25 protein-coding genes are annotated in these 21,628 nt (G+C 61.4%); 15 read left to right on the top strand and 10 right to left on the bottom strand.

The window, feature by feature from the left end:
* Complete coding sequence (locus tag ISX84_RS09685; protein ID WP_299865367.1) at positions 1-1,230, bottom strand: Coenzyme F420 hydrogenase/dehydrogenase, beta subunit C-terminal domain; 1,230 nt, start codon at positions 1,228-1,230, stop codon at positions 1-3.
* Positions 1,227-2,030: an NAD kinase gene (locus ISX84_RS09680; protein ID WP_195820289.1), complete on the bottom strand. Its 804-nt coding sequence runs from the start codon at positions 2,028-2,030 to the stop codon at positions 1,227-1,229. Before ISX84_RS09680 ends, ISX84_RS09685 begins: the two co-directional genes overlap by 4 nt.
* Before the next feature lie 177 nt (positions 2,031-2,207).
* On the opposite strand from ISX84_RS09680, the gene glyA reads away from it, so the two are divergent.
* The 4 genes from glyA to ISX84_RS23205 all read left to right on the top strand — a co-directional run bounded on the left by glyA (position 2,208) and on the right by ISX84_RS23205 (position 4,871).
* Positions 2,208-3,503: a serine hydroxymethyltransferase gene (glyA, locus tag ISX84_RS09675; protein WP_195820120.1), complete on the top strand. Its 1,296-nt coding sequence runs from the start codon at positions 2,208-2,210 to the stop codon at positions 3,501-3,503.
* 134 nt (positions 3,504-3,637) lie between these two features.
* Complete coding sequence (locus ISX84_RS09670) at positions 3,638-4,048, top strand: (R)-mandelonitrile lyase (RefSeq protein ID WP_195820119.1); 411 nt, start codon at positions 3,638-3,640, stop codon at positions 4,046-4,048.
* A gap of 64 nt (positions 4,049-4,112) precedes the next feature.
* Positions 4,113-4,520: a hypothetical protein gene (locus ISX84_RS23210; protein WP_229884195.1), complete on the top strand. Its 408-nt coding sequence runs from the start codon at positions 4,113-4,115 to the stop codon at positions 4,518-4,520.
* A 9-nt stretch (positions 4,521-4,529) separates the two neighbouring features.
* A complete protein-coding gene (locus ISX84_RS23205; RefSeq protein ID WP_326838723.1) occupies positions 4,530-4,871 on the top strand; it encodes a YHYH protein in 342 nt (113 codons plus the stop codon).
* Here the strand turns inward: ISX84_RS23205 and ISX84_RS09660 are convergent.
* The gene (locus ISX84_RS09660; protein WP_195820118.1) at positions 4,864-5,229 is read right to left on the bottom strand and encodes a hypothetical protein; all 366 of its coding nucleotides are present in this window, start codon (positions 5,227-5,229) and stop codon (positions 4,864-4,866) included. The two genes, ISX84_RS23205 and ISX84_RS09660, sit on opposite strands and share 8 nt — an antisense overlap.
* Positions 5,230-5,307: 78 nt before the next feature.
* Here ISX84_RS09660 and ISX84_RS09655 point away from each other — a divergent pair, with 78 nt between their 5' ends.
* Both ISX84_RS09655 and carB read left to right on the top strand, forming a co-directional pair.
* Entirely contained in the window at positions 5,308-6,066 is a 759-nt protein-coding gene (locus ISX84_RS09655; protein WP_195820117.1) for an alpha/beta fold hydrolase, read from the top strand.
* A 368-nt stretch (positions 6,067-6,434) separates the two neighbouring features.
* Complete coding sequence (gene carB / locus ISX84_RS09650) at positions 6,435-9,767, top strand: carbamoyl-phosphate synthase large subunit (RefSeq protein ID WP_195820116.1); 3,333 nt, start codon at positions 6,435-6,437, stop codon at positions 9,765-9,767.
* Between the two features lie 263 nt (positions 9,768-10,030).
* On the opposite strand, the gene ISX84_RS09645 is transcribed toward carB, so the two are convergent.
* The gene (locus ISX84_RS09645) at positions 10,031-10,405 is read right to left on the bottom strand and encodes a hypothetical protein (RefSeq protein WP_195820115.1); all 375 of its coding nucleotides are present in this window, start codon (positions 10,403-10,405) and stop codon (positions 10,031-10,033) included.
* Between the two features lie 85 nt (positions 10,406-10,490).
* On the opposite strand from ISX84_RS09645, the gene ISX84_RS09640 reads away from it, so the two are divergent.
* The 3 genes from ISX84_RS09640 to ISX84_RS09630 all read left to right on the top strand — a co-directional run bounded on the left by ISX84_RS09640 (position 10,491) and on the right by ISX84_RS09630 (position 12,824).
* Positions 10,491-11,219, top strand: a complete 729-nt coding sequence (locus ISX84_RS09640) for a Crp/Fnr family transcriptional regulator (protein WP_195820114.1) — start codon at positions 10,491-10,493, stop codon at positions 11,217-11,219.
* Between the two features lie 72 nt (positions 11,220-11,291).
* Positions 11,292-11,579, top strand: coding sequence for a hypothetical protein (locus ISX84_RS09635; protein ID WP_195820113.1), 288 nt, complete (start codon positions 11,292-11,294; stop codon positions 11,577-11,579).
* A 120-nt stretch (positions 11,580-11,699) separates the two neighbouring features.
* On the top strand, positions 11,700-12,824 hold the full coding sequence (locus ISX84_RS09630) for a beta-ketoacyl-ACP synthase III (protein WP_195820112.1): 1,125 nt from the start codon (positions 11,700-11,702) through the stop codon (positions 12,822-12,824).
* Positions 12,825-12,827: 3 nt separating this feature from the next.
* On the opposite strand, the gene ISX84_RS09625 is transcribed toward ISX84_RS09630, so the two are convergent.
* A complete protein-coding gene (locus ISX84_RS09625) occupies positions 12,828-13,292 on the bottom strand; it encodes a hypothetical protein (protein WP_195820111.1) in 465 nt (154 codons plus the stop codon).
* A gap of 284 nt (positions 13,293-13,576) precedes the next feature.
* Between ISX84_RS09625 and ISX84_RS09620 the strand changes: the two genes are divergently transcribed.
* The gene (locus ISX84_RS09620) at positions 13,577-14,158 is read left to right on the top strand and encodes a thymidine kinase (RefSeq protein ID WP_195820110.1); all 582 of its coding nucleotides are present in this window, start codon (positions 13,577-13,579) and stop codon (positions 14,156-14,158) included.
* Positions 14,159-14,162: 4 nt separating this feature from the next.
* On the opposite strand, the gene ISX84_RS09615 is transcribed toward ISX84_RS09620, so the two are convergent.
* The 5 genes from ISX84_RS09615 to ISX84_RS09595 all read right to left on the bottom strand — a co-directional run bounded on the left by ISX84_RS09615 (position 14,163) and on the right by ISX84_RS09595 (position 17,336).
* Positions 14,163-15,101 carry a 2-hydroxyacid dehydrogenase gene (locus ISX84_RS09615; protein WP_195820109.1) on the bottom strand — a complete coding sequence of 313 codons (939 nt, stop codon included), beginning with the start codon at positions 15,099-15,101 and terminating at the stop codon, positions 14,163-14,165.
* 11 nt (positions 15,102-15,112) lie between these two features.
* Positions 15,113-15,451: a tRNA-binding protein gene (locus ISX84_RS09610; RefSeq protein ID WP_195820108.1), complete on the bottom strand. Its 339-nt coding sequence runs from the start codon at positions 15,449-15,451 to the stop codon at positions 15,113-15,115.
* Positions 15,444-16,259, bottom strand: a complete 816-nt coding sequence (proC, locus tag ISX84_RS09605) for a pyrroline-5-carboxylate reductase (protein ID WP_195820107.1) — start codon at positions 16,257-16,259, stop codon at positions 15,444-15,446. The genes ISX84_RS09610 and proC overlap by 8 nt, the downstream gene beginning before the upstream one ends.
* A 39-nt stretch (positions 16,260-16,298) precedes the next feature.
* The gene (locus tag ISX84_RS09600; protein ID WP_195820106.1) at positions 16,299-16,799 is read right to left on the bottom strand and encodes a YbjN domain-containing protein; all 501 of its coding nucleotides are present in this window, start codon (positions 16,797-16,799) and stop codon (positions 16,299-16,301) included.
* 294 nt (positions 16,800-17,093) lie between these two features.
* Complete coding sequence (locus tag ISX84_RS09595; RefSeq protein ID WP_195820105.1) at positions 17,094-17,336, bottom strand: accessory factor UbiK family protein; 243 nt, start codon at positions 17,334-17,336, stop codon at positions 17,094-17,096.
* A 94-nt stretch (positions 17,337-17,430) separates the two neighbouring features.
* Here ISX84_RS09595 and lgt point away from each other — a divergent pair, with 94 nt between their 5' ends.
* The 5 genes from lgt (at position 17,431) to ISX84_RS09570 (ending at position 21,627) form a co-directional block, all read left to right on the top strand.
* Complete coding sequence (gene lgt, locus ISX84_RS09590) at positions 17,431-18,315, top strand: prolipoprotein diacylglyceryl transferase (protein ID WP_195820104.1); 885 nt, start codon at positions 17,431-17,433, stop codon at positions 18,313-18,315.
* The gene (locus ISX84_RS09585; protein WP_195820103.1) at positions 18,312-19,370 is read left to right on the top strand and encodes a class I SAM-dependent methyltransferase; all 1,059 of its coding nucleotides are present in this window, start codon (positions 18,312-18,314) and stop codon (positions 19,368-19,370) included. The genes lgt and ISX84_RS09585 overlap by 4 nt, the downstream gene beginning before the upstream one ends.
* On the top strand, positions 19,367-20,122 hold the full coding sequence (pgeF, locus tag ISX84_RS09580; RefSeq protein ID WP_195820102.1) for a peptidoglycan editing factor PgeF: 756 nt from the start codon (positions 19,367-19,369) through the stop codon (positions 20,120-20,122). Before ISX84_RS09585 ends, pgeF begins: the two co-directional genes overlap by 4 nt.
* 295 nt (positions 20,123-20,417) lie before the next feature.
* Positions 20,418-20,564 (top strand): hypothetical protein, encoded by a 147-nt coding sequence (locus ISX84_RS09575; RefSeq protein WP_195820101.1) that lies wholly within the window; start codon positions 20,418-20,420, stop codon positions 20,562-20,564.
* A 292-nt stretch (positions 20,565-20,856) separates the two neighbouring features.
* The gene (locus ISX84_RS09570; RefSeq protein ID WP_195820100.1) at positions 20,857-21,627 is read left to right on the top strand and encodes a Hint domain-containing protein; all 771 of its coding nucleotides are present in this window, start codon (positions 20,857-20,859) and stop codon (positions 21,625-21,627) included.
* Position 21,628: the final 1 nt, after the last annotated feature.

The raw sequence follows: 21,628 nt of genomic DNA, 5'->3' as shown, positions 1-21,628 counted from the left end.
TCAGTCTCCCCCGGGATATTTCTTGCCAGAAGAAGCCGGTGTTTCCTCTGGCCCTGGCTGCAAGCCGTAGGGCGCGGCGATGTCCCAGACATGTTCGGGTACCATGTTTTTCATCTTGGCAGGCGCTTCGCGGCGCAGGTGCAGGATAGTTTCCGCCGCTTTCATCTCCACCCGTGCGCGGGCAAACTCGAGCCCTCTGGGTCCGATGCGCGGTTGCAGCCAGCTGACGATGGGGCGTAGCCAATTTGGCATCCGCCGCAGTGGCAGACCGCCGGCGGCACGTTCGGTGTTGGAGACAAATCCCTTTACCGCGCTTGCTCTTTTTCCTGCGCTGCCCGGGGTGCTGAGGCGGATCTGATCGCCAAGACTGTCGAGCATTTCCGCGCCACGGGCGTTGCGCACGAGCAGCCATTGCGCGCCCTGCCCGCCCATGTAGCCCACGGTGATGTCGGCAAGACTGTTGGTGTAGTCCACGCAAGTGCGACAGGTCAGCGGAAAGAAATCTGCAGGCAGATCCGAGATCGGCAGGGAGAGAAACGGGATCAGCCGTTGGCGCCCGTCCGCATAGCGCAGTTCCACTTTGAAATCAGCGCGGAACTCCAGATAGGTGATGCTGGCGGGGTCTTCATCCAGCAAGCTGAGAAAATGGTGAAAATTCTCGGTGGTTGTGTTGTCGGAGCAGGGCGTACCAATGACGTAGAGCCGGTCCAGTCCCAATTCCTCCTCCAGACAGCGGAGCGCGTAGATCTGACAAGGGATGCCGATCACCGCCAGCCGCTTGAACCCCAGGTCCTGCGCGGTCTCCAGCAAAGCCAGCAACGGCGCGTACCCCATGCGTATGCCCCGCGCTTCTGCCATATCCTGCGGGTCCGTGATCAGGGCAGGTTTCGGACGCCAGACATCCGCCGGGTCCGGCACCATGGTCAGCACCGCCTGCACCTGATCGCGCTCCAGCAAGGCGGCGGCCAGTGACGTGGTGATCCCCGTCCACTGCGCCCCTGCCTTTGGCGATGCCATCTCCGCGCGGCACATTGCCTGGAAGGGACCAAAGAAGTGTTCATCCCCGTCTTGCCGGGAGCGCCCGTGCACCTGCCGTTCCAGCCCGGGGTAGTCCGGCGCGATGAACTGGCAGGCCCGCCCGCAGGCCTTGTCATTCTGCATGCGGGAAACGCCGCAATCGGTACAGAGCCCGCGGGGGGCCGCCGGACCGATCTGCGGCGTCAGCGTCACGTGAATTGCTCGTTGATCAGCCGTTCTTCCAGCCCGTGGCCGGGATCAAAGAGGATGCGGTGCACGACGCTTGGTTCAGAGCGGATTTCAACGCTCACCACACCCATGACGGAATTGGCATCGGCCTCTGCCATCACCGGGCGTTTTTCGGGCTCAAGCACGTCGATCTGGACCACTGCCTTTTTCGGCAGAAGCGCCCCGCGCCAGCGCCGGGGGCGGAAGGCGCTCATGGCGGTCAGGGCCAAGACCTCGGAGCCGATGGGGATGATCGGCCCATGGGCGGAGTAGTTATAGGCGGTGGACCCGGCGGGCGTGCTGACCAGCGCGCCGTCGCAGACCAGTTCCGCCATGCGCAGCCGCCCGTCAACGGTGATCTTCAGCTTGGCCGCCTGGGGCCCGGCCCGCAGGAGAGATACCTCGTTGATGGCCAGCGCCTTTGCGGTGCTGCCGTCGGCCTTGGTCGCCGTCATGCTCAGCGGGTTCAGGTCCGCCTCCTCCGCCGCGACCAGCCGGTCCTGCAGATCGATCTCCGAATAGGCATTCATCAGAAACCCGATGGTGCCGCGATTCATACCGTAAACGGGGGCCGCGAGATGTTGCATGTCGTGCAGTGTCTGCAGCATGAACCCATCCCCGCCCAGTGCGACGATCACGTCCGCCTCCTCCGGTTTGGCATTGCCATACCGGGTTATCAGCGCGGCCCGCGCGGTTTGCGCGACTTCTGCACGGCTGGCCGTGAAGGCGATCTTTTGGGACATCTTGTTTCCGATCCGGGACTTTGTGATCCGAAACAAGCACATATCCGCTGCGGAGGCCAGTATTGCGCTGAGATGCCACGGCATGCCGGATTGCGTGAATGCAACGCAGGCCTTATGAACGCCGCACAGAGCCTGACAAAGGTCGCATTACACTCTTTTCCGTCTTGCAGGTTTCCGATAGGAAACTGCATCTTTGCTCATTTATCAGGGAAACCGCTCATGAACGCTCCGCACCGCGCCCCCGGATTTTTCACCAAGTCGCTGGCCGACAGCGATCCGGAAATCTTTGCCTCGATCACTGATGAGCTGGGCCGCCAGCGCGACGAGATCGAACTGATCGCATCTGAAAACATCGTCTCTGCCGCCGTGCTCGAAGCGCAGGGTAGCGTCATGACCAACAAATATGCCGAAGGCTATCCGGGGCGGCGCTATTATGGCGGCTGCCAGTTTGTCGACGTGGCCGAAGATCTGGCAATCGAGCGGGCCTGCAAGCTCTTTGATTGCGGGTTTGCCAATGTGCAACCCAACTCCGGCTCACAGGCCAATCAGGGGGTTTTTCAGGCCCTGCTGCAGCCGGGCGACACCATCCTCGGCATGTCGCTGGATGCGGGCGGTCACCTGACCCACGGCGCAAAACCCAACCAGTCTGGCAAGTGGTTCAATGCGGTGCAATACGGCGTGCGCAAGGAAGACAATCTGCTGGACTACGATCAGGTTGAGGCGCTGGCGAAAGAGCATCAACCCAAGATGATCATCGCAGGGGGATCGGCCATTCCGCGTCAGATCGACTTTGCTCGCATGCGCGAGATCGCCGATATGGTGGGCGCTTATCTGCACGTGGACATGGCGCATTTCGCCGGCCTTGTGGCGGCGGGAGAGCACCCGTCGCCTTTCCCGCACGCACATGTGGCCACCACGACCACACATAAAACCCTGCGCGGTCCGCGGGGAGGCATGATCCTGACCAACGATGAAGCGCTGGCGAAGAAGTTCAACTCGGCGATTTTCCCGGGCATTCAGGGCGGCCCGCTCATGCACGTGATTGCGGGCAAGGCCGTGGCCTTCGGCGAAGCGCTGCGTCCCGAGTTCAAGGATTACATCAAACAGGTGATCGCAAACGCTCAGGCGCTGTCGGATCAGCTGATCAAAGGTGGGCTCGACACGGTGACCCATGGCACCGATACGCATGTGCTGCTGGTCGATCTGCGCCCGAAAGGCGTGAAAGGCAATGCGACCGAGAAGGCTCTGGGCCGCGCGCATATCACCTGCAACAAGAACGGCGTGCCCTTCGATCCGGAAAAACCAACGGTGACATCGGGCATTCGTCTCGGCTCTCCTGCGGGCACGACACGCGGCTTTGGCGAGCCGGAGTTCCGACAGATCGCGGATTGGATCATCGAAGTGGTTGATGGGCTTGCCGCCAACGGCGAAGAGGGCAATGCCGCAGTAGAGGAAAAGGTGAAGGCGGAGGTCGCCGAGCTTTGCGCACGCTTCCCGCTCTACCCCAACCTCTGAGCGTAAAAGCCAAGGTGGCCTGAAGCCCACCTTACCTGCTTTAAGCACCGGTCGCTTTTGAGCGCAATCTTTGTAATTGACAGGTAGGGTGGGCTTCAGGCCACCTTACCCAGGGCGCTGGAAGGAGAAAGCAGATGCGCATTACCAGAGCAGGTAGCCAAGCCTCGAGCAAAGGCGCCGCGGAATACTTCACCGGTGCCGTGCGCATCGATCCGGTGATTGCAACCGATCCGCCTGCCCGGCTGACAGGCAACCATGTCACGTTCGAACCCGGTGCACGCACGGCGTGGCACACGCATCCGCTTGGTCAGACACTGATGATTACGTCGGGGCTGGGGCGTGCGCAGACCCAGGGGGGTCCGATACGGACCTTGCGCCCTGGCGACGTGGTCTGGTTTGCACCTGACGAGAAGCACTGGCATGGCGCGGCGCCCGAAACAGCCATGACACATCTGGCATTTCAGGAAGCCCTGGACGGGAAAGCCGTCGTCTGGCTCGAACAGGTCAGCGACGAAGACTACGCTCAACCCCCGGCCGAGGGCTGAAAACCCGCGACGGAAATCGGCACGTGCTCCGTATCACTCCTATCCAACAGATAGGAGAACCCTCATGCGCTCCCCATGGCCAGCCCCTCTTGCCCTGACAGCGGCGATTGTCTTTCTGGGCATCCTGGCCTCCACCACATCCGCGCGGGTGGAGATGGAAACATCGGAAGACAAACGCTGTGTTCAAACCGACAGCCTGCCGGACCATGCCACAGGGACCTTTCCCAACAGCGGCAATCCCAACCGGATCAAAGCCCAGTCGATCAGCTTCTGCGTAACCACCAAGCCCGAGCGTGGCACACGCGCCCAACCCGTGCGCGTCACAGGCATTGCCGAAAACGGTGTGATCATCCGGCCCGGTACGGCAGATTACTACGACGCCAGCAGCCCGCGCGGCCATTCCCGGGACCGCAGCTCCGGGTGGAACCTCGACGGGATGGGCGCGCGAGCCCTGTTGGGGCTGGATAACTAGAACGCCCATGTGGGTCCGCGCGGAACCTACCACTATCACGGCGTCGCCCCTGCCCTCGCCGGCGCCAGCGAAGACACACGGATCGGCTGGGCTGCGGATGGGTTTGAAATCCACTACCTCGGGGATCAGGGACGCTCCAGCTATCTGCTGCTGCCTGGTGCACGCGAGACGGCGCCCGGTGGCGCGCATGATGGCACCTATAACGAAGACTGGGCCTACATCGCCGGCGCGGGCAACCTTGATGACTGCAACGGCGGGATGATCGATGGCCGCTACGTCTACGTTGCCACGGACACCTACCCTTTCTTTCCCCGGTGCCTTTACGGGACGGACATCACCCGGATCAGATAGCGCCGCGCAGGCGCCCAATGACCACAAGAGCCGTGAACAACAGGATCAGGTTGAAGGCAATCGCAGCCAGAATCGACAGGATGCGGCCACGTCGGGCCTCTGCCCGGTCGATACCTGCCAAATGCGCCGAAACGTCCGAAAAGGCCTGCACGACCCTTTCATGACCCAACTGCCGCAAAAGCCGCGGATTGCCGCGCAGGGCATCCGCCTCCGCCACCAGCTGTGCCTGCGCCCGGAGGCGACGCGGCAGCCTGTGCCCCGCGCGCTTCACCTGCTGCGCCAAAGACTTGCCCTTGACGCCCAAATGCCGCTCCAGCGCGCTGCTCAATGCCTCTGATTTCGCCTCGATATCGATCATGACCGGACCCTAATCACCAGTGCGCAGGTGGCGCAATAGCACTGGCACCACATCTGCAAATCCGTTAGCCCTAGCTGCATGCTCAGCTATTCCGAATTCGGTGCCCCGGATGCCCCTGCCGTCCTTATCGTACATGGCCTTTATGGCTCAGGTCGCAATTGGGGTGTCATCGCCAAACGTCTCAGCAATGAGCTGCGCGTCATCACCGTGGATCTGCGCAATCACGGTCACAGCGACTGGACCGATACGCACAGCTATCCGGATATGGCGCGGGACCTTGCCGAATTGATCCAGCACATCGGGGCCCCCTGCCACGTTGTCGGCCATTCCATGGGAGGCAAGGCCTCGATGGTCCTGGCCGTGGAGAACCCCGATCTGGTCAGCCGTCTGATCGTGGCCGACATCGCACCGGTTACCTACAGCCACAGCCAGATGCAATTCATCGAAGCAATGCGTCAGGTCGACCTGAGCACCTTGTCCCGCCGCTCGGACGCCGAAACCCAACTGGCAGATCTGGGTGTCGAGCCCGCATTGCAGAGTTTCTTTACCCAATCTCTTGATCTGACCAAAAAACGCTGGCGGTTGAACCTGGATGTGCTGGCGGAGGAGATGGATAAAATCCTGAGCTTTCCAGACCTGAACGGGGCTTTCGACGGTCGGACGCTGTTTCTTTCAGGGGCGGACTCCGACTATGTCACGCCCGAACACCGCCCCAGGATCAAATCGCTCTTTCCCAAAGCGCGGTTTGCCAAACTGCCGGATGCGGGTCATTGGCTGCATGCGGACAAGCCTCGGGAGTTCGAGGCCACCGTACGCGCCTTTCTGCAACATCCCTGAGCGGCGCCCCGTTGCCTGTGCTCTGCATTCACATGCACGTGCTGTCGCAGCCACAGTGCATGACGGCGGTCTCGCGACCGGGCAATAGGCGCGCGTCCCTTTGGGACTGGCTCCTTTGGCATTTTAGCACTCTTCACCGGCTCTTGCTCTCCCGGACCCCGCGTCTATTTGCAGCCTAGCAGGTCCGGGTCTCGCCTGGTCATTTGGGCAAAAGCCATCCTTTCGCGAGCGCCTTTTGCATATCTCACGGCAATGCCCCCGGATTCACCTGGCTCGCTGACATTCGGCCCTTGCGCACGGCCCCTTGATGCCTATAACGCAGGACAATTTGGGCACACCTGCGTGCCCGTCTGCCCAGGGGTCGCGCCATGCCAAAAAGAACCGATATCAAATCGATCATGATCATCGGCGCGGGGCCTATCGTGATCGGGCAGGCCTGCGAATTTGACTACTCCGGCGCGCAAGCCTGCAAGGCGCTGAAGGAGGAAGGCTACCGGGTCATCCTAGTCAATTCCAACCCGGCAACGATCATGACCGATCCGGGGCTGGCGGACGCCACCTACATCGAGCCCATTACGCCCGAGATGGTCGCCAAGATCATCGAAAAGGAACGCCCCGATGCGCTGCTGCCCACCATGGGCGGGCAGACAGGGCTGAACACCTCGCTGGCGCTGGAAGAGATGGGTGTGCTGGATGAATTCAACGTCGAGATGATCGGCGCCAAGCGTGCCGCCATCGAGATGGCCGAAGACCGCAAGCTCTTCCGCGAGGCGATGGACCGGCTGGGCATCGAGAACCCAAAGGCCGCGATTGTGACCGCGCCCAAGGATGCCAACGGCAAGAAGGACCTCGCCGAAGGTGTGCGCCTGGCGCTGGACACGCTGGAAGAGGTCGGCTTGCCCGCAATCATCCGCCCCGCCTTTACCATGGGCGGCACCGGGGGCGGTGTGGCCTACAACCGTGATGACTACGAGGCGATCTGCCGCTCCGGTATGGACGCCTCTCCCGTGGGCCAGATCCTCGTGGACGAGTCGCTGCTCGGCTGGAAGGAATTCGAGATGGAGGTGGTCCGCGACACCGCCGACAACGCCATCATCGTCTGCTCCATCGAAAACGTGGACCCGATGGGCGTGCACACGGGCGATTCCATCACCGTGGCGCCAGCGCTGACGTTGACCGACAAGGAATACCAGATCATGCGCAACCACTCCATCGCGGTGCTGCGCGAGATCGGGGTGGAGACGGGCGGCTCCAACGTGCAATGGGCGGTGAACCCCGCTGATGGCCGCATGGTGGTGATCGAGATGAACCCGCGGGTTTCGCGCTCCTCGGCGCTGGCGTCCAAGGCCACGGGGTTTCCCATCGCCAAGATCGCCGCAAAGCTCGCGGTGGGCTTCACCCTTGATGAGCTCGACAATGACATCACCAAGGTCACGCCCGCGAGCTTCGAGCCGACCATCGACTATGTGGTCACCAAAATCCCGAAGTTCGCCTTCGAGAAATTCCCCGGCTCCACGCCCGACCTCACAACCGCGATGAAATCCGTGGGCGAGGCCATGTCCATCGGGCGGACCATCCACGAGTCCATGCAGAAGGCTCTGGCTAGCATGGAAGAGGGCCTCACCGGCTTCAACGAGATCGACATCCCCGGCGCGCCGGACAAAGCCGCCATCGTGAAAGCCATCAGCCAGCAGACGCCGGACCGGCTGCGCACCATCGCCCAGGCCATGCGCCACGGCATGAGCGATGACGAGATCCATGCCGTGACCATGTTCGACCCGTGGTTCCTCGCCCGCATCCGCGAGATCATCCAAGCCGAAGCGGAAGTGCATATGAACGGGTTGCCCCGCGATGCCACGGCGCTGCGGCAGCTGAAGATGATGGGCTTCACCGACGCCCGCCTGGCTGAGTTGACCGGCCAACAGGAAGCCGATGTGCGCCGCGCCCGCCATGCGGAAGGCGTCACCGCCGTCTTCAAGCGCATCGACACCTGTGCTGCCGAATTCGAAGCCCAGACGCCTTACATGTACTCCACCTACGAAAGCCCGGTCTTCGGCGAGGTGGAATGCGAAGCGCGCCCCTCCGACCGCAAGAAGGTTGTGATCCTCGGCGGCGGCCCGAACCGGATCGGGCAAGGGATCGAGTTCGACTATTGCTGCTGCCACGCCTGCTATGCGCTCACCGACGCGGGCTATGAGACGATCATGGTCAACTGCAACCCCGAGACGGTCAGCACCGATTATGATACCTCCGACCGGCTCTATTTCGAGCCGCTGACCTTCGAGCACGTGATGGAAATTCTTCGGGTGGAGCAGGAGAACGGCACGCTGCACGGCGTGATCGTGCAGTTCGGCGGCCAGACGCCGCTCAAGATCGCGCAGGCCTTGCACGCCGAGGGCATTCCGATCCTCGGCACCACGCCCGATGCCATCGATCTGGCCGAAGACCGCGAGCGTTTCCAGCAGCTCGTGCAATCCCTCGGCCTCAAGCAGCCGAAAAACGGCATCGCCCATTCCGACGCCGAAGCCCTTGAAATAGCATCAGATATCGGCTTCCCGCTGGTGATCCGCCCGTCTTACGTGCTCGGTGGTCGCGCCATGGAGATCGTGCGCGATCAGGCCTCTCTCGAACGCTACATCACCTCCGCCGTGGTGGTCTCGGGCGACAGCCCGGTGCTGCTCGACAGCTACCTCGCGGGCGCGGTGGAGCTGGACGTGGACGCACTCTGCGACGGCACCGACGTACATGTGGCAGGCATCATGCAGCACATCGAAGAGGCGGGCGTCCATTCCGGCGACAGCGCCTGCTCCCTGCCGCCCTACTCCCTGCCGCGCGACATCATCACCCAGATCGAAACCCAGACCCACGCGCTCGCGAAGGCCCTCAACGTGGTCGGCCTGATGAACATCCAGTTTGCGATCAAGGACGGTGAGATCTACCTCATCGAGGTCAACCCCCGCGCCTCGCGCACCGTGCCCTTCGTGGCCAAGGCGACCGATTCAGCGATCGCTTCCATCGCCGCCCGCGTGATGGCCGGCGAACCGCTCAGCACCTTCCCGCAACGCCCACCCTATGACGCGGATGCCGCTTATGAGGCCACGCTGCCCCTGGGCGATCCGATGACGCTCGCCGACCCCAACATGCCGTGGTTCTCCGTGAAAGAGGCGGTGCTGCCCTTCGCCCGTTTCCCCGGCGTGGACACCCTGCTTGGCCCCGAAATGCGCTCCACCGGTGAGGTCATGGGCTGGGACCGCGACTTCCCCCGCGCCTTCCTCAAGGCGCAGATGGGCGCGGGCACGATCCTGCCTACCAAAGGCTGTGCCTTCCTGTCGATCAAGGATGCGGACAAGACAGACGACATGCGTGAAGCCGCGGCAATCCTGCTAGATCAAGGCTTTACGCTCGTGGCCACCCGCGGCACTGCCCAGTGGCTCAACGCGCAGGGGTTGAGCGCAGGCGTCGTGAACAAGGTCTACGAAGGCCGCCCTGACGTGACGGACATGATGAAGGACGAAGCGATCCACCTCGTCATGAACACCACCGAAGGCGCACAGGCGGTGGAGGATTCCAAATCCATCCGCTCCATCGCTCTCTATGACAAGATCCCCTATTTTACCACCGCCGCAGGCAGCCATGCCGCAGCGTTGGCGATCCGTGCGCAGGCGGATGGAGACGTCGGTGTAAAAGCATTGCAAGGGTAAGGGGCTGATCAACGGCGGAGGGTCTGAGAAACGGTTGAGGTCCAACCGAACGCAGGCCACATTGAAATTCCCGAGCACCACGGACGTGGAAAAACAGACTTCGAAAAGGGCATCCAACCTTGCCGGGCGCCATCAGATCGCGCGCATTTCAAGGCGAGCACACATACACCAGCGCTGGACTGACTTCTGGGCACCGGGATTTCTAAGAAACGGATCAGACGGCGCGGTCTTTTCGCAAAGCCGTCACACCGGATCAGATTTCCCTATCCGGCTTCGATCTGATCCAGATCGCGGCCACACATTAGGTTGTATGCCGCCTGGATGACCTGCTCTTGCGTAAACGGGCGACTCAGATGCTGCCACTGTGGGAATTGTGTCCTGTCGGCCAGGTCCAGCGTGATAACCGCGCGGCCCTCAAGCCATGACAGATCCTCGCTGTCGAGATCAAGAACACCGTTCTGCGCTGCAATAAAGACCAGCCCGGGATCAAAGTTTTTGTCCGCCGCCGCGCGGACCTGCGCTACGGAACCGAAGGTTTTGCAGATGCATCCAGCCTGCCAAAACGCAAAGATTCCCGACACGTCCTGAGATATGAGTGGGTCTGATACGACGATCCCGACGAAAAGTGTTTGTTGCAAAGAGATATTCTCCGATTCCAGCCAATAGTATGGAACCCTTTTGGATGGTTCGCATTAAACTATGACATAGTAAGGAGCATTACCTATGGTCACCCACTGCGAGTCATGTCCGCTGCGAAAACATTCGTTCTTTCAGGACATGACACAGGACGAAGTGGACAAGACGCAGCGGTTTAAATCCGGTGAGCTATCGGTGGACCCTGGAACGCCCATTCTGATGGAGGGCAGCAATGCACCGCAGCTCTACACGGCGCTGCGCGGCATGGGGCTGCGGTACAAGACATTGCCTGACGGCAGCCGGCAGGTCATAAACCTGATCTTCCCGGGTGATTTCATCGGCCTGCAAGCAGGGATTCTTGGAGAGATGGGCCATTCGGTCGAGGCGACGACACATATGACGTTCTGTGTCTTCGACCGAGGCGATTTCTTCCAATTTTTCCGTAATTCCACCGCACGGGCATTTGACATTACCTGGCTTGCGGCCACCGAAGAGCACTTTCTGGGGGATACGCTGACAACGCTGGGGCAGCGTGATGCGATCTCGGCGATTTCCTGGGCTCTTGTCCGGATTTTCCAGCGGGCGGATGCCTTGGGTATGGTGCGGAGCGGCACGATGCCCTTTCCCTACAAGCAGCAGGATATAGCGGATGCCATGGGGCTGTCGCTGGTTCACACCAACAAAACCCTCGCCCGTCTGCGCGAGCGCCAACTCGTTGTCTGGGATGACGGCGAGCTGAAGATCCACGATGTGGCGGAATTGGCCGCCGTGGCGGAGATGGAGCTCGAACCGCTCAGAGCCCGCCCGCTGATCTGATGTCGCGGCGGTCGCCAATCAGGTCGGGACATGCCATGATGCAGGAACCATACTCATCCGGAGGTTTTTCAAATGCGTTTCTTTCTCCTGACACCCGCGCTGGTACTGGCCGCCTGCGCGCCGACGCCGGAACCTGTCACCGGCTCGCTGCCCTTCTTCGGCGACGGCTACAGGTTCAAGGGCGATATCTGCCGCCGGGTAGGCGAGGATGATTTCACCAACCAGTTCCTCGACGACGCCGCCGACCTTGTGGGCTGCCCGGAGGACGCTGAGAACCTCGGCGTTTTCGTGATCGACACCGGGGCAGTCGAGGTGGCGCGGCGGGATGGCTACGTGCTTTACTCCGTGCCTGTGCGCTGACCACGGCCGCACCGCTCAACGCCTTGCGCACACGCCCTGCACGGCTGTAACGCCACGTCCGCCACCTTGACCTCAGCGGGGGAAATGGGCCACATTGGTTAACCTTTTGGAGAGCCTGTTATGAATACCCCCGCCATCACCGGTACCGGTGTTTTCACCCCGTCTGAGGTCATCACGAATGCGGAACTGGTTGCCGCCTTCAATGCCTATGTCGATCTCTTCAACGCTGAGAACGCCGATGAGATCGCGGCAGGCACAGTGGCGGCAAAGGAGTATTCCTCGGATGACTTCATCTTCAAAGCCTCCGGTATTCAGCAGCGCTATGTGATCGACAAGAAGGGCGTTCTCGACCCGAAGGTCATGCATCCGCTGCTCCGCCAGCGCAGCGACGATGAACCCTCGCTGATGGCCGAGATGGGCGTGAAGGCCGCACAGGACGCTCTGGCACAAGCCGGGAAATCGGCAAAGGATGTGGACCTGGTGATTTGTGCAGCCTCCAACATGGAACGTGCCTACCCCGCGGTCGCCATCGAGATTCAGCAGCAGCTTGGGATCGACGGCTTTGCCTTTGACATGAACGTTGCCTGCTCGTCGGCCACCTTCGGCATTCAGGCGGCGGCAGACATGGTGCGCTCCGGCAGCATTGGCGGCGCGCTGGTGATCAACCCGGAGATCTGTTCAGCCCATCTGGAATGGCGCGACCGGGATTGCCATTTCATTTTCGGCGATGTGGCAACCGCGACCCTGATCGAAACGGCAGAGGCTGCCACCGGCCCCTATTTCGAGATCAAATCCACCCGCTGCGCCACGGAATTCTCGAACAACATCCGCAACAACAACGGGTATCTGCGGCGGTCACGCCCCGATGGGATGCTGGACCGTCGCGACATGCAATTCATGCAGAACGGGCGCAAGGTCTTCAAGGAGGTGTTACCGATGGTCAGCGAACACATCGCCGCGCATATGGCCCGCGAGGGTGTGCAGGCCGCCGACCTGAAGCGCCTTTGGCTGCATCAGGCCAACAAGACCATGAATGACTTCATCGGCAAGAAAGTCCTGGGCCGCACCCCGGCCCCATCAGAGCAGCCCAACATTCTGCAGGACTATGCCAACACTTCCTCCGCGGGGTCGATCATCGCGTTTTCCAAATACTCCAGTGATCTGGAAGACGGGGACAAAGGGTTGATCTGTTCCTTCGGTGCCGGTTACTCCGTGGGCTCCGTGCTGGTGGAACGCCACGTCTAGCCGTTAGACGGCGCCGTGATCATTTTCCAGATGCAGCTTCATATCGATCAGCACCTGCTGCAGTAGCCCGGTTTCCCGCAACAGCCGCTTGGCTTCGTTCACGGTGATCTTTCCGTCTTCCATGGATTGCTGATACTCGCCCATCAGCATGGCAAAGCGCTGGCTCAGCGCGATCACGTCTGCATTCACGCCGCCGGGTCGTTCGGCATTCGGGCGGCGTTCGTCGTATTGCAAAGAGGTGCCCGACAGCTCGGCCAGCGCGCCGGTGACATGCGGATACTTCGCCGCCTGCTCCAACAGGGCCACCGCCTCGACAGGCATGAACCGGTCGGCGTGTTCATCATGGTCGGAATAGTACCGGCCCAGCGTGGCCTTTGACTTGCCGGTCAGTTTGCAGGCCTGTTCAACACCCACGTCTTTCACCAGCGCTTCGGTGTGTTTTTTCAGATACCTGCCGATCGCCGTCATAATCGTCCTTCTCAACAAAACGTGCCGCTTTTCCTTGGCGGGAAAAACCGATTTGGCATTTCCATTAATCGGATGTCAGGGAAATGTCATTTATAAAAGCACTCCCATTGTTCGGGAGTCTAGTGAGTGGCCGGCAATCCCAGCGCCGGTTTCGGTTAGGAGCCCTATTGCGTTCTGCCGATTTTGGGACCGGCAGGTTGGCGTGCGCGCCAGCAGTCACGCAAGGGCTCTGACAATGGGTCCTACCGCTTGCAGCCCCTTCCTGTGCATCCTATCAAGCGGCCATGGCCAAGCTCTACTTTCACTATTCGACCATGAACGCCGGCAAATCGACGGCACTCCTCCAGGCGGCACACAACTACCGTGAACGCGGCATGGTGCCCTATCTGCTGACCGCGCAGTTCGACAATCGCGCCGGTGACGGGCGGATCGCATCGCGCATCGGGATCGGCGAAGAGGCCGACACTTTTGGTGAAAAAGACGATCTTTTTGCCCGCATCGCCGACCGTCAGGAGAAGGAACCGATCGCCTGTGTGTTCGTGGACGAAGCCCAGTTTCTGACGCCCGCGCAGGTCTGGCAACTGGCGAGGGCCGTCGACGACCTGCACGTTCCGGTCATGTGTTTTGGGCTGCGCGTGGATTTTCGGGGGCAGCTCTTTCCCGGTTCGGCCACGCTCTTGGCGCTGGCTGACGAGATGCGGGAAGTGCGCACCATCTGCCATTGCGGCAAGAAGGCCACGATGGTGGTGCGACAAGACAGTGAAGGCCGCGCGCTGCTGGATGGCGCGCAGGTTCAGATCGGTGGCAATGAAGCCTATGTCTCGCTCTGCCGCAGGCATTGGCGCGAAGCTGTGGGTGACAGCTGAGCCGTCACACCAGATTTGGCGGCGTCTCCCCGGCAAAGAACGCTTCGAGATTTGCCACCGTCATCAGCCCCATATCCTCGCGGACTTCCAGCGCCGCCGTCCCGATATGCGGCAGCAGAATCACATTTTCAATCCGCTTCAACGCATCGGGCACCGCGGGCTCGAATTCGTAGACATCCAGCCCGGCGCCGCCGATCTGGCCGTTCTGCAGCGCTTGGATCAGGGCGCTTTCCTCGACCACATTGCCGCGCGCGATGTTGATCAGATGCGCGTGGCTTTGCATGGCCTGCAGCACTTCCGCGTTGATCAGGTGATGGGTTTCATCGCCACCGGGCACCGCAATCACCAGCACGTCCGCGGAAGCGGCCAGGGCCAGCAGGCTCTCTTTCGGCAGAGCCGGGAAGTCCAGATCCTTGGGCGAACGGCTGTGATAGGCCACCTGCATGCCAAACCCAAAATGGCAGCGCCGGGCAATCGCCTGCCCGATGCGCCCCATGCCGACGATACCCACCGTTTTGCCGCCCAGATGCATGCCCAAGAGCTGCGTAGGGTGCCAGCCGTCCCACTGCCCGGCGCGCACCATGCGCTCGCCTTCTCCGGCGCGCCGCGCGCTCATCAACATGAGCGTCATGGCCGTATCCGCCGTGGCATCCGTCACCGCCCCCGGCGTGTTGGTCACGGTGATCCCGGCCGCTTTGGCGGCGGCGACATCGATGTGATTATAGCCGACCCCGAAGTTCGCCAGAATCCGGCAGCGCCAAGTGTCCTGCGCCTTGAAAATCTCCTCCGAGAAGAGATCGCCCAGCGTCGGAACAACTGCATCATATTCGCTCAGCGCCGTGCGCATTTCCTCCACCGTCAGGGGCGAGGTCATCGGGCGGACCGTAACATCGAAAAGCGCCTCAGCCGCGGCTTGCACCTTTTCCGGCAGGGGCCGTGTCATCCATATTTTAGTCAATGCATCCGCCCTCCCTGCGGCACCTCACTGTCCGGCGTGATCAGCACGATCTCTCCGGTCTCATCGGGCAGCCCCAGCACCAGAACCTCGGACATGAAGGGGCCAATCTGGCGGGGTGGGAAATTCACCACGGCAAGCACCTGTTTGCCCACCAGTGCTTCGGGTTCGTAATGCGCTGTGACCTGTGCCGAGGTTTTGCGCTCGCCGATCTCATCGCCGAAATCAATCCACATCTTGATGGCCGGTTTACGCGCTTCAGGAAAAACTTCGGCCCGCAGCACCGTGCCACAGCGGATGTCGACCTTCAGAAAATCGTCGAAACTGATGTTATCCATTGGCCAACTCCCGCGATCTGTCTGTGGCCGCCTTCACCGCGCGGCTGAGCAAAGCGGGAAAGCCGTGTGTTTCATCCATGAGAACCTCCAGCGCGGCCTGGGTCGTGCCATTGGGCGAGGTCACATTGATGCGCAGCTGGCTCGGGTCTTCCTCTGCCGCACAGGCCAGCGCCCCGGCCCCCGCCACGGTGGCCTTGGCAAGTTGCAGGGCCAGATCGGCAGGCAGGCCCTGCTCCGCCCCGGCGGCGGCCATGGTTTCGATCATATGGAACACGTAGGCCGGCCCCGACCCGCTGACCCCGGTGACCGCGTCGATCTGCACCTCCGCCGACAGCCGGACCACCTCACCAACCGCCTTGAGCAAGGTTTCCGCTTCGTCCAGCGCGTCGGCGCTCGCGTGAGCATTGCCGACAATGGCGGTGATTCCCTGCGAGATCGCGGAGGGCGTGTTCGGCATGGCCCGAATAATCGGGGTCCGGTCCCCGAGTATCTCTTCGAAACGTGCGATGGTTATTCCGGCGGCCACGCTGACAAAAACGGTTTCGCCGTTGCCCATGGCCGCCAGCGTGGGCAACGCATCGGCCATCATCTGCGGTTTGACGGCCACCAGCACAATTGCCGGTGTTTCGGGCAGGTCCCCGTTCAGGTGCACCCCCGTGGTGCGCAGCCAGTCGGAGGGATGCGGATCAACGACCCAGACAGCGCTAGGCGGCAGCCCCTTTGCCAGCCATCCGGCCAGCATTGCCGATCCCATCTTGCCGCAGCCCAGCAGAACCAGCCCGTGGCGTGCGATGCGACTGTCTTGCATGTGAATGCCCCCGAAACGATTGATCTCAGGGGCGTAGGTTTACGCGCGACCGTAAGCCTCTGCAATGGCCACCTGCAGCGCCTGTGTCGGGGTCTGGTTGCCCCAGGCCATCAGCTGCATCGCGGGGTAGTAGCGCTCTGCACTCATGACGGCCGCGCCGATCATCGTGTCGATCTGATCCGCGCTGGCCACATGGCCTCCGGCCAGGACAAGGCCGTAGCGATAGACCATCAGCTTTTGTTCTGCCCAGTAGGTGAAAGCCCCGGCCCAGCATTGATCGTTCACATGGTTCAAAAGCTCATAAAGCTCGGGCAGCTTTTCCTCGGGCGGGTCCATGTCAAAGGTGCAGATCATGCGCAGCGTTTCGTCAAAGGCCGACCATGCCAGCGTCAGCGAGTAGGTGCGCCACTGACCTTCCACGGCCATCGCGATCTGTTCGTCCGAAATACGGTCGAAATCCCACTCGTGGTGGGCTGCAAGATGCTCAACGATGTCGATGGGGTGAATGTCGTCTTCCAGATACTGCTCGGACAGGGCCATGGTGCCACCTCTTTTTATCGCGCTAGCGCTTAGGGCCCGGGAGGGCCCCCAACACTAGGTGCCTGCTCTACAGACCGGGGCGAGCCCCCGTGTCCATACCAGATATGGTGCGGCGTGAAGTGCGCTCTGGCAACCCCTATTCTTGTGGGTAACCGCAATAAGTTGTGGATGAGAGGAGATACGCCGCAAAATGTCACCAATCGTAACGATTGGTGATCGTGATTAACCAGATGTTAATAAAAAACGAGCGCGCAATCGACGTTGCGCGCCCGAAAATCAGGGGAATTCAGGATATCAGTCTTTCGACTCAAGCGCGTCCAGCCGCGCCTTGAGCGCTTCGTTCTCTTCCCGCGCTTTTTGCGCCATGGCACGGACCGCATCGAATTCTTCACGGGTGACGAAATCACGATCGGCCAGCCATCGGTCCATCATGCCTTTCATCGCGGTCTCGGCTTCATCGCGCGCACCCTGGGCCACGCCCATCGCGTTGGTCATCAGTTGCGAGATATCGTCGAAAATCTTGTTGCGCGTTTGCATCTGTCGCCTCCGGCTGTTCACAATGAGTATATGGTGCCAAAGAGGGCAACCTGCAAGGTTGACTTCTCCTGCCCGCCCAAGGAAAGGATGCGCCATGCCTGCGATGCTGCCTTTCCCCGACATCTCGCCCGAGATCTTTTCGATCTCCGTTTTCGGCTTTGAATTTGCACTGCGCTGGTATGCGCTGGCCTATATCGTCGGTATCCTGCTCGGCTGGCAGCTGGTAGTGCGCGCCGTACAGACACCGCGGCTCTGGCGCCATGAGACGCCGGTCATGACCAAGGCGCAGATCGAAGACCTGCTCACCTGGGTGATCATCGGCGTTATCCTCGGCGGGCGGCTTGGCTACGTCGCATTCTACCAGCCCACCTACTATCTGCAGCACCCCGCCGAAATTCTCGCCGTCTGGCAGGGCGGCATGGCGTTTCACGGCGGGCTGCTGGGGGTCATCGTCGCAGGGCTCATCTACACGTGGCGGCACAGTATCGCGCGGCTCAGCGCGGCAGACATCATGGCGCTGGGGGTGCCGCCCGGTCTTTTGCTCGGGCGTCTGGCAAATTTCATCAACGCCGAGCTTTGGGGCCGACCGACCGACCTGCCCTGGGGCGTAGCCTTTCCGACCGAGGCGGCGCAAAACTGCCCCGATGTCATCGGCATTTGCGCGCGACACCCGTCACAGCTCTACGAAGCGGGGCTTGAGGGCCTGCTGCTGGGGGCGGTCCTGATCTGGTTGGTCTGGCGATCTGGCGCGTTGAAAACCCCGGGCCTTGTGGCAGGTGTCTTTTTCGCGGGCTATGGTCTGGCGCGTTTTCTGGTTGAATTCGTCCGCCAACCGGATGCGCAGTTCATCTCTGACGGAAATCCGCTGGGTCTGGCCTGGCACATCGGGGGGTGGGGTCTGACGATGGGACAGATCCTGTCGCTGCCGATGATTGCCCTGGGGCTCTGGCTTGCCGCACGAGCGCGCCGCGCTGCATGAGTCTGCGTGCCCTGATCCGTGCACGCGTTGCGCAAAACGGGCCAATCTCGCTCGCTGACTACATGGCCGAATGCCTGCTGCACCCGGAACACGGATACTACACAACACGCGTTCCCTTTGGGGCAGCCGGCGATTTCATCACCGCCCCTGAGATCAGCCAGATGTTTGGCGAGCTGGTCGGGTTGTGCCTCGCCCAGGCGTGGATGGATCAGGGCGCACCCAAACCCTTTACCCTGGCAGAACTCGGCCCCGGACGCGGCACATTGATGGCGGATGTCCTGCGGGCCACGCGCGGGGTTCCGGCGTTTCACGAGGCGGCCACCGTGACACTGGTGGAAGCCTCCTCTCAGCTGGCGCGGCAACAACGGGAACTATTGGCCGGTTTCGACATCACCCACGTCGCAAGCGCGGACGAGATGGCCGACCAGCCGCTGTTCCTGATTGCCAATGAGTTTTTCGACGCCCTGCCGATCAGGCAGTTCATCCGGGCCGGTCAGCGGTGGCGGGAGACCCAGATCGGCCTGTCGGGAGAGGATCTGGTGCTGGGGCAAGGACCCGCACTGCCGCAACCCGCTCTGAAAGATCGCCTGCAAGACACAAGGGACGGCGACATGGTTGAGTATGCCCCGGCGGTTGGCCCCATCATGGATGCCATCGGGGGCAGGATTGCCCGCCACGGCGGGATTGGGCTGATCATTGACTACGGCGACTGGCGCAGCCTTGGAGACACGTTTCAGGCGCTCAAGGATCATCAGCCGGTGGATCCACTTGTCGATCCGGGCACAGCCGATCTGACCGCGCATGTGGATTTCGAAGCGCTGGCCACAGCGGCACCCTGTGAAATCACCCGCCTGACACCCCAGGGCGTTTTCCTCGAAAGGCTCGGGATCACCCAACGTGCACAATCGCTCGCCACCGGGCTTCGCGGATCAGCGCTTGAAGCACACATCGCGGCACATCGGCGCTTGACGCACCCCGACGAAATGGGAAACCTGTTCAAGGTGATGGGTCTGTTTCCAGCCGGGTGCAGTCCGCCGCCGGGGTTGGATCAATGACGCTCGAAATATTGACTTCAGACAGCCTTGCCCCCGTGCGTCACGGGTTTTTCACACGGCGGGGTGGCGCGTCCTCCGGCGTTTTCGCCGGGTTGAACTGCGGTCAGGGCAGCTCGGACCAATCGGAAATCGTCGCCATCAACCGGGCCCGCGTGGCGGATGCCATGGGCGTGGCGCATGAAAATCTGGTCAGCGTGCATCAGGTGCATTCCGCCGACGCGGTGACGGTTGACGGTCCTTTCCGGGACAAGCCGCGTGCCGATGCGCTGGTGACCGACAAACCGGGCCTGGCTCTCTCGGTGCTGACGGCGGATTGCCAACCGGTGCTTTTTGCCGATGCAACCGCCGGGGTCATCGGTGCTGCGCATGCAGGATGGCGCGGAGCATTGGACGGTGTGCTGGAGGCCACTGTGGATGCGATGTGCGATCTCGGCGCAGACCGCGGCGCCATCCACGCGGCCATCGGGCCCTCTATATCGCAGCGCGCCTATGAGGTCGGGCCCGAGTTTTTCGATACCTTTCTGGCGGAAGATGCCGACAACGCCCGGTTTTTTGCCAATGGTCACGACGACCGGATGTTTTTTGACCTGCCGGGCTTTGGGTTGCACCGGCTGCGCAAGGCGGGTGTGGGCGATGCGGAATGGACACGACACTGCACCTACTCCGACCCTGATCGCTTTTATTCCTATCGCCGCACCACGCATGCAAAGGAAGCTGACTACGGTCGCCTCATCGCCGCCATCGCCTTGTGAGAGCTTTTGAATAGAGGCGAAACCTTGGCACCTCCTGCCACGCGGATGCCGCAATATCTGTGAACAATCCGGGCATGGCTCGTGGATTAGGTACGAGTTCAAGCAAATCACACCTCGTTTCCGTCCGAAAAACAAGGGGCCCAGCGAATTGCGGCAAAACCTGCGCATTTGACAGAACTCAGGCAAGAATTCTTGGCGAAAATCTTTCAAATTGCCCTAATGCGGCCCGAATGAGCCGCCACTTTCATGGTTAACCAAGGGCAAGCCTTCAGACCCAAATCGAGCAGGAACAACCATGAAAACAAACATACGCTTTATCAAATCGATCACCGACACCGCGGCGCAATCGGACGCGGTCATGCCGTGGGCATGTGCCAAGTGCCCGACCGCCTGCCATGCCAAATCCACCGACGCGGTGAAGAGTGTAGGCGCCGCCAGCTAAGGGCGGAAATCCAGCACCCCATTCGTTCCCTCCAAAGAACGCGCCCCTCGGATGACGATTCGTTCGGGGGTTTTTCTTGTCCGATTGTGGCAACGGGTTCGTGCGGCAGGAAACAAATCGCACCTCAGGGTGCATTTATCCGTAACGGGACGCCAATGGCACGGCGTTTTTGACAGGCTCCGGCCGAGGCGGGCATCTTGGAGATCAACCCGTTCGAAAGTACATTCGATGTCTTTTCCTTGATCGCCGGTGGGGTCGACATGGAATGTGACCAACCTGAAAAGGGATCTGCATGACCACCCCGCCGTCCGCCGCAACGCCGACCTTCCATCGCGATCGTTCGGGTCAGGCACACGCCTCGTCGCAGCCTCTTGCCACAGCGGGCACGCTTGACGTCAGAATCGTTGATGTCAAAGCACTGCAGGGCGATGGCAATATCATCACCAGTCAACACAAGATCCCGACGCTTCCGATTTTCGAAAATGCATTCTCGGCATTCGCGCGCGGCACACCGTTGCAGACCAGCGCAGGATTCGTCGCCATCGAAGACCTGCAACCGGGGGATCGCGTCCTAACCGTGGACGGCAGCGCCCGACAGGTAGCGTGGATCGGCTCCGCCTGTTTTGCGCCCTCGGACCGGTCGCGTCGCCACGTCGTAACCCGCTTGATGGCGGATTGCTTCGGGATCAACCGACCAGACAGTTTTCTCAGCCTTGGCCCTGCGGCGCGTCTGCTGCAAACACCACCGCATTTGCGGGCTGAAACGGGTGGCAAGCAACGCATGACCCTGGCCAGCGGCTTTGTGGATGGTGTCAACATCATCGAGGTCACGCCGCCAACACCGGTTCGGATGTTCCATCTCAGCCTTGATCGCCACACCGCCGTGATCGCGGGGGGGCTGGAAGTCGAGACATATCACCCCGGCGTCGATCCGATGCGCCCGCTCTCTCACACGCTGCAGTCCGTCTTTCTGTCGCTCTTTCCGCATCTGACGGACATCAGCGCGTTCGGGCCAATGGCCTATGACCGCACCGATGAAGAAGGTGATCCTACCCCGGTGTGAG

The organism is Roseobacter sp. MH60115, from assembly GCF_015644665.1.
Lineage (GTDB): Bacteria > Pseudomonadota > Alphaproteobacteria > Rhodobacterales > Rhodobacteraceae > Roseobacter.
This window is presented reverse-complemented; position numbering and strand designations above follow the sequence as displayed.